Source organism: Aulosira sp. FACHB-615, from assembly GCF_014698045.1.
Classification (GTDB): Bacteria; Cyanobacteriota; Cyanobacteriia; order Cyanobacteriales; family Nostocaceae; genus Nostoc_B.
The window spans coordinates 139913-146262 of record NZ_JACJSE010000015.1; the positions used below are offsets into that span (position 1 = coordinate 139913).

At 38.1% G+C, this 6350-nt stretch carries 6 protein-coding genes; 2 read left to right on the forward strand and 4 right to left on the reverse strand.

Annotated features, from left to right (window positions below):
- Window positions 1-50: 50 nt before the first annotated feature.
- A complete protein-coding gene (locus tag H6G77_RS22075) occupies window positions 51-1601 on the forward strand; it encodes a mercuric reductase (RefSeq protein ID WP_190872739.1) in 1551 nt (516 codons plus the stop codon).
- A gap of 133 nt (window positions 1602-1734) precedes the next feature.
- Here H6G77_RS22075 and H6G77_RS22080 read toward each other — a convergent pair whose 3' ends face one another.
- The 4 genes from H6G77_RS22080 to H6G77_RS22095 form a co-directional block, all read right to left on the reverse strand.
- Window positions 1735-2985 carry a ribulose bisphosphate carboxylase small subunit gene (locus tag H6G77_RS22080; protein WP_190872740.1) on the reverse strand — a complete coding sequence of 417 codons (1251 nt, stop codon included), beginning with the start codon at window positions 2983-2985 and terminating at the stop codon, window positions 1735-1737.
- An 87-nt stretch (window positions 2986-3072) separates the two neighbouring features.
- Window positions 3073-3453, reverse strand: a complete 381-nt coding sequence (locus tag H6G77_RS22085; RefSeq protein ID WP_190872741.1) for a PIN domain-containing protein — start codon at window positions 3451-3453, stop codon at window positions 3073-3075.
- On the reverse strand, window positions 3453-3677 hold the full coding sequence (locus H6G77_RS22090; protein ID WP_190872742.1) for a type II toxin-antitoxin system Phd/YefM family antitoxin: 225 nt from the start codon (window positions 3675-3677) through the stop codon (window positions 3453-3455). Before H6G77_RS22090 ends, H6G77_RS22085 begins: the two co-directional genes overlap by 1 nt.
- A gap of 85 nt (window positions 3678-3762) precedes the next feature.
- Complete coding sequence (locus H6G77_RS22095; protein ID WP_190588835.1) at window positions 3763-4443, reverse strand: Uma2 family endonuclease; 681 nt, start codon at window positions 4441-4443, stop codon at window positions 3763-3765.
- 385 nt (window positions 4444-4828) lie between these two features.
- Between H6G77_RS22095 and H6G77_RS22100 the strand changes: the two genes are divergently transcribed.
- A complete protein-coding gene (locus H6G77_RS22100) occupies window positions 4829-6157 on the forward strand; it encodes an NAD(P)/FAD-dependent oxidoreductase (protein ID WP_190588836.1) in 1329 nt (442 codons plus the stop codon).
- The last annotated feature ends 193 nt before the right edge of the window (window positions 6158-6350 follow it).

Sequence of the window (6350 nt, forward strand, 5' to 3'; positions counted from 1 at the left end):
ATTTGGTATTACATTTCACACTTCATACTTCATACTTCACACTTCAAACTATGTCTAATTCAGAATTATCAAGAGTTATCGTCCGTCCAGTAGATGAATACAATCAAAAATTAGTTTCTTATGTACATCCGCCAGATTGGGTAAATCCACAGCCTGCCGATTGTTATGATTTAGTAGTTATTGGTGCAGGAACAGCCGGCTTAGTTGTTGCTGCGGGTGCAGCAGGTTTAGATTTAGGTTTAAAAGTCGCATTAATTGAAAAGCATCTCATGGGGGGAGATTGCTTGAATGTGGGTTGTGTACCATCAAAATCTATTATTCGTTCTGCGCGGGTAATTGGTGAAATTTGGCACGCCAAAAATTTAGGAATTAATATTCCTAAACAACATGTAGAAGTTGATTTTTCCGCAGTCATGGAACGGATGCGCCGTATCAGGTCGGGAATTAGTCATCATGACTCCGCAGCACGTTTTAAAAATTTAGGTGTTGATGTTTTCTTGGGGAATGGTTGTTTTACTAGCAACAATACTGTAGAAGTCGGTGGCAAAATTTTGCAATTTAAAAAAGCGGTAATTGCGACTGGTGCTAGGGCTGTAAAACCGTCAATACCCGGAATTGAAAATGTTGGTTATTTAACTAATGAAACAGTTTTTTCTTTGATTCAGCGTCCAGATAAATTAGCTGTGATTGGAGGCGGGCCAATTGGTTGTGAATTAGCCCAAACTTTTCAGCGTTTGGGTTGTGAAGTGACATTGTTACATCGCGGTTCCCATCTGTTAAATAAAGAAGATGCAGATGCAGCCGAAATTGTTCAAAATGTGTTAATTCAAGAAGGCATTCGTGTAGTATTAAATTGCCAATTAGAAGAAGTGGTTGCTGTTACTGAAGGTAAGCGACTTTACTTTTCTAGTAACGGTTATCGAGATTCCGTCACCGTAAATGAAATCTTAGTAGGTGCGGGACGTGCGCCCAATGTGGAAGGTTTAAACTTAGAAGCTGTGGGAGTAAAATACGACACTCATCACGGTATACAAGTCAATGATTATCTACAAACAACCAACCCAAAAATTTATGCGGCTGGCGATATTTGTATGAATTGGAAATTTACCCATGCGGCGGATGCAGCAGCCAGAATTGTGATTAAAAATACGCTGTTTTCTCCCTTTGGGTTAGGGCGTTCTAAACTCAGTAGTTTAATTATGCCTTGGGTAACATACACATCCCCAGAAATTGCCCATGTGGGAATGTATGAACATGAAGCAAAAAAACAAGGTATTGAGGTAGCAACAATTAAAATTCCTTTTACTAGTGTAGACCGTGCGATCGCAGATGGTGAAGAAGCTGGATTTCTCAAAATTCTCCACAAAAAAGGTTCTGATCAAATTCTCGGTGCTACCATTGTTGCCAGCCATGCAGGTGAGATGATTTCGGAAGTTACCACCGCAATTGTGAATAAAATTGGTTTGAGTAAATTAAGCAGCGTTATTCATCCCTACCCCACCCAAGCCGAAGCCATTAAAAAAGCCGCCGATGCTTACCGTCGCACTCTCTTGACTGCAAATACCAAACGCATTCTCGGATTTTTGACTAAATTTTCATGAATATAAAAAGCGATCGCCTGTTGTGTTGGTGGTGCGATCGCCTTTAAAATCAATCTATAACAATCCTCAATGATGGACAAACACCTCTCCCTTGTCCTCCTTACCTCTATTGTTCACCTATCAAATAGGATGATTAATTTCTACTAGTCGGACGTTGAATAATTGTTTCCACAACTCGCCGTTTAGCTTTTGGGTCAATTCCTACCAAGCGGACATACTCACCGCTATATTCAGTAAGATGGGATTCTAAAGTTGAAATCGCATCAGATTCTGCATCAATGTGAATTGTCCCACAACTTTGCCAAGCACCTGTACGAAAGCGCCGTTCATCAACATGTTCAAAAGTAACTTTTAAACCTTGAGACAAAATTTGCCGAATTTGTTCTTGTGTTTCTAGTGATACATGCGTATTTAATGTTGATTGTTGACGAGATCCATTTGTTGACGGCTGAGGAGTTGGTGTTTCCACCACAGATGATGCTGGTTGATAATTTCTTCTACCTCGATTCAAGCGATTATATTCATCCACCAACTGCGAATTTTCCACCCGTTTTTGTTCACCCACCATAAAATGACCAGACTCAATTAAGTGAGATAAAGTAAAATCTGGCTTTTTAAATTCTGGCGGCCCTTCCACACTATTTACCACACGTAAAGATATGCGTTCATAACCGATTTGATGAATAAAGTTGCGGATTTGTTCATCATAAATTCGAGAACGCAACGCACTAAAAAAGTCAATTGATTGATTAGGAAAAGTATCAACTAACTGTTCAATATCCCGGTTAGAGAGTCCATCTGGTGCAAAAATTCCGCCAACAATTCCAATTTTGTCATCACGGTCAGGTTCCCAATAAAACTTTTCCATCCGTCCGTCTCGAATTAACGGTGCATACAACGTGGAAAAATCATTACCTGTAACAATAATTGGTACACGCCGGATGGGATTTGCATCATAGCTTCCTGGTAACTGCACATCTGTGGGATTATCCGCAATATTCATCAGTGTGGCATTTACCAACTGTGTGTTTACAGTATATTGAGTTCCTTCATCAAAGCGGCCTGCACCTGCATCTAAATCGTTAATCATCAGCACGCACATTTTACCGCGCACTTTAATCAGTTCTGCTGTTTCTCGATAGCGTAGCCGAATCAACCGCGCCGGGTCTCCCGCATCGGGACTTTCTAATTCGCCGCCAGAAATGAGTGTCACTTCCACACCCATTTTTTCAAAAGCTAATTCACACTGAAAGGTTTTTCCTTCACCTTTACGTCCATGAATGCCTAAAATCAAAGGAACTCTCACACCAGGAAGATTTAAGAAGTTCTTAGTGATGTGAACAGCAATTTTATCCAAAAATCGAGGAGCAATATAATAACTCATGAATATCCCTGGTGAAGACTGATTCAATAATGCTAAGTTTTTTTGGTAACGAATGTTTATTAATCTTGCGGTAGAATTTCAGCATCGCTACCACAAACGCTTGACCGGATAAGTATCAAAAATTGTATCAGCACTTAATATAGGTAGATTTTCTACTATTGCCTGAGCAATTAACATTCTGTCAAAAGGGTCACGATGGTGTAATAGCAGTTGGGAAACAGTTAAAATATGCTCAATTTCGATATTAATTATTTGAATACCATTCATAATGATTTGCTGATCAACAAACTCAGCAAAGCTTAAATTAAAATTTAGTTTGCCAATGCTGTGTTTGATTGCCATTTCCCAAATGCTGGCAATACTAAGAAAATTATCATTGTTTTCTATTTGCGATCGCAGACTATTACTAAGTCTTGAACTACCCAGAATAAACCAGATAAAAGTATGAGTATCTAAAAGTTGCTGCACTACATATACTCCTGAAATTCTTCTAATGGTTCGTCAAAGTCATCAGATATTGTCACTATTCCCTTAGCACTACCAAATGTGGGACGGCGTTTCACTGGCAATATAGGAATTAATTTCACAGCCTGCTGATTATCTTTTGTAATGATAATTTCTTCACCATCAAGCGCCGCGTCAATCAATTCTGATAAGTGTTGAGATGCTTCAGCTAAATTAATTTGCTGCATAAATACCTGTGGGGAATTGGGAGTTGGGAGTGAATTTGATTATTTTATATTCACAAATTATATAGCTTAAATTTGAATGAAAAATTTAAGATTTATTAGCTAATTCTTGTACAAATAGTTGATGTTCTTGTGAGTTCAAACCTCTTTGCAGTACTGCTAACACTTGGGTCATTTCTCCAGTTAACAGCGCAGTTACATCCAACCATAAACCAGGAAAGACATAACTTTTGATAATCCCATCTATATCAGATGTTAATGATTTATATTCACCATTCTCTAAAATAAACCAATCAAATTGATTCTCAAAAACCTGCCAAACAATATATTCTTTTACATCATTGCGTCGATATACGCGCTTTTTATCATACAAGTCATTAGCAGCACTACTCGCAGCAACTTCGGCAATTAATTCTGGTGCGCCTTCTATATAATCATCTTCACTAATACTTGCTTGTCCACCCAGTTGTTCATCAATCAACAGCACAACATCCGGCTGTAGTTCATTATCTAAATCTAAGCGGACTGTGGAATTATCACCCAACTCCACGCCAGGGGTAGCAACTTTGTAAGTTCCTAGCCAAATTATCAAGTTTCCGTGGGGTTTTCCATGACTTTTAAAACGTAAGGGTGAGGCCACGTATACAACTCCTTCAATTAGTTCTGCTTTTTTAGTATGAGGCATGGCATAATAACGACGTTCAAATTCTTGGCGAGTTAGGCGATCGCCACTTTCTAAAGGTGGTATTTTAATATCTGATGCTGTCATAGTCAGATTCCTCGTAGGAGTTTTACTGCATCTAGTATAAGCAATTCTTAATTACAAAAAATTAACCAAGAATCCCAATTAGTAACAAAATGATTCGCCCAAAAAGCAAATTCTTACTTCTGACAGTGGTTGATTATTCATTTTTTGTATTACCATATAAGTTTGATTAGTGATTTTTTAATTCGCCATAAATATTATAAATTAATTTAATAATTTAATATAGTTATTCAAACTATGATCATTTCATAGACCTAGTAATCTAAAATTACTTGGATTTTGATAATAATTAATATGAGACTATGAAACTTTCTATCTAGCAGAATACGGAATTTTGACTGGCAAACTTGCACATTATTCTCATCATCCATATATCAATTCTAAACTTATGCTAAAAAAAGTAGTGATTGTTGGCGCTGGCCCAAGTGGACTTTTATTAGCTCAGTATTTGTTACGTCGTGGTGATAATTATCAAGTAGAGATTTATGAGCGTCGCAGTGATCCTAGAATTGTAGCTTTTTCTAAATCCAGGACTTATCCTATCTCTCTCAACGAGAGAGGTATGTATGCTTTAAGACAAATTGAGGGATTAGAAGCAGCAGTCAAAGATATAAGTTTAGTTATGAATGGCACGATTTTTCATCAAAGGAATGGGAAAACTAGATATAGTCCGCGACAAAATCCTTTATTCACCCTTGATAGAACAAATTTAGCGATCGCAATTTTAGAAGACTTAACTAATAAGTATCATCATCGCTTAAATATTCACTTTGACTGTCAATGTCAGCAAGTTGATTTTGCGACTAAAACTTTAACAGTTATCAATAAATCTGAAGTATCGGAAGAAGTTTTTACTGTTCATTATGATTTTTTAGTTGGTGCTGATGGAGCCTATTCGGCGGTTAGAGAAAGTTTGAAGTTGACCGCAAATTTTTCCTGTGAACAAAAATATATTCCCACAGATTATAAATCGTTTTTCTTACCTAATCTTGATGCTAACTCCAAGATTAATTTAGCCGCAGATAAAATCCATTCTTGGATGCTGAAAGATGGCACAGTTGTGTTCTTACTCCATCAATTAGGCAAAACTATGAGTGGAATTATTCACTTTCCTCGTCAGCAAAATCAAGTAGCTAATCTTGCCACCCAGCAAGAAGTATTAAACTTTTTTCAAGCAAATTTTCCAGACATTGGTCAATTAATGCCAGCATCAGAGGCGGAAGCTTTTGGTAATAAACAACCATCAACAGTGTTAACAGTTCGCTGTCAAAGTTACCATTATGGTGATAGTGTATTGCTAATAGGTGATGCGGCTCACGCTGTATCTCCATCCATTGGTCAAGGTTGCAATGCTGCTCTGGAAGATGTATTGATATTTGACCAGCTTTTAGATGAATATTCTGATAATATCCCACAGGCGATCGCACAATTTACTGTGCGCCGTCAGCCCGATGGTTATGCTTTAGTAGAACTGGGAAATAACGCGTTTCCTTTATCCCAGGGTTTATTTATTGAGTATCTGATTAGAGACATTTCAGCCAAAATTCTCCACAAATTATTCCCCAAAAATTTTGCCCAGCCGCTATTTTATTTAATCTCAGAAACTACTGTTCCTTATGCAGAGATTTTGAATCTATATCAAGGTTGGATTGCTAAAGTCAAGAAATCCAATGAAAAATTCCAAGACTTACCCAATAACTCCCTCAACCTCTTATAACTTTGCGTCCTACCCTGCGGGAAAGCGTCTCCTTTTGGGAGAAGACTCGCTAATGGGTTCAGCCGTAAGGGAGTCGGGGAGTGACGTACTCCACACACTCCCCTTCGGGTGAGTGTGGGCTTCTCAACGACTCCTCTATGAGGACATTAATTGAGCTTTAAGGGCGTGCGTCCCACGCGCCTTTATGTTTATA